This is a genomic window from Escherichia sp. MOD1-EC6162, assembly GCF_002965125.1.
Taxonomy (GTDB): domain Bacteria; phylum Pseudomonadota; class Gammaproteobacteria; order Enterobacterales; family Enterobacteriaceae; genus Escherichia; species Escherichia marmotae.
Map to the genome: position 1 here is coordinate 1 of NZ_PTSB01000069.1, position 1,818 is coordinate 1,818.

Genomic DNA, 1,818 nt, shown 5'->3' on the forward strand with positions numbered 1-1,818 from the left:
GCTTTACTTATTGCACCTTTATAGTTCTTAAGACGATTTATTATTATTTTTTTCAGAAATACCATGTTAACATATTGACATCGATGACAAACCACAAAAAGCTATCAATGCAATAAATAACTAACACTTTAATATATTTATTGCAGCCTCTGTTACAGATATTCTTATTTAGAGAATTGCATACTTACGCCTTGCAAGGTTTCAGGAAGAAAAGATGTGCAATAAAAAAGCATTTCGCCATTTAATTTTTAAGGATAAAAGTGAGTGATATGAAATCAGAAAAAAAAAGCTTATCGACACGGGCGATAGCCATTTATACCATATTATTTACGCCAGTATCCTTGGCTATCACCCCACCTGTAAATTCAGATAGTAATGTTGTCATTAATAATAATGAAGAGATAAAACTCATTGCGTCAGAAGGCTACGATCCCGGATGGGAGCATTTTAACTCATTGAAAGTAGGTGAAGACTCTAATGGTTCATTACTCATTGATAATCTTTCACTTACCACTTCAGCAGCCAGCATTGGTAATAATGCTGAAGGCTCCATCACTTTAACAAACCATACCAACTGGCAGTTCGACACACCTTCCTCTAATATTTTTTTAGGCACTAACGAAGGCTCCGGTACGTTATATGTGTTAGAAGGTAGTAAGATAAGTGGCCTGCAATCAATAAGAGTTGGTGAGTTTTATGGTGATGCCAGGGGGACGTTGGTTATTGATGGGGAAAGCTCATCAGTCACCTCTAAAATTGCTATTGTTGGCGATCAGGGAACAGGGAAAGTATCTGTTACTAATGGCGGAACACTCACTTCCCTGACTCAAATGAATATTGGGTATGTTGACGCCCATTCTTCTCTGTCAGCTAACCAGAGTAGCTATGGAGAAGTTCTGGTTGCCGACAAAAATTCAACAGTAAATGCTCCATATATACTTCTTGGCGGATATAATACATCTTCCGTTTCTGATACTACCGGAATTCTCACTGTCAGCAACGATGGTGTAATCAATGCGAATTCATATATCTGGGTTGGTGTCTCCTCTAACGGAACAGGAATGTTAAATATTGGAGGTGCGCAAGGTGAGGCTGCGCAGCCTGCTGGTTCAATTAATACACCCCGAATTTATTTAGGGGGGACAAATGCGTCAACCACTTCAATATTAAACTTTAATCACACCAACGCTGATTTTGTTCTGACCTCATACATAGACGGTAAAGGCCAGGTTAACCAGGTAGGTTCCGGAACAACCACATTATCCGGCTCGAATATCTATACTGGTGATACCTATATAACTAAAGGCAGCCTACGCGCTGGTAAAGTAGATACCTTCAGCCCCAACTCCGATTATATTGTCGACAGCGGTGGAGATCTCGATTTAAACGGTTATTCACAAACGTTAAAAACGCTGGCACTGGCTGGAACAGCAACATTGTCTGCATATGAAAATGGCCACGAGTTCACGCCGACCACACTGACCATTAACGGTAACTATACTGCCAATGATGGTTTGTTAGTCATGCATACGGTATTAGGCGATGATAATTCCGTAACGGATAAACTCATCGTAAAAGGTGATACTTCCGGTAGTACCCGCGTCATGGTCAACAATGCGGGCGGTCTGGGCGCGGATACTCTGGAAGGGATAAAAATTGTGGAGGTTGACGGCCTGTCAGAGGGCGTTTTCAGTAAAGAAGGTCGTATTGTTGCCGGTCCCTATGACTACAACGTGGTAAAAAGCGACAACCAGAACTGGTTTTTAACCAGTGAAATTCCCGCAGGACCGTATACCCCACCGGAACTGCCCGTCATCC

1 protein-coding gene is annotated in these 1,818 nt (G+C 41.5%); it reads left to right on the forward strand.

The genetic code is table 11. The features are described 5' to 3' along the window. Window positions 1–269 precede the first annotated feature (269 nt). The coding region (locus A9587_RS24095; protein WP_236942438.1) for an autotransporter outer membrane beta-barrel domain-containing protein at window positions 270–1,818 on the forward strand (1,549 nt) is incomplete at its 3' end.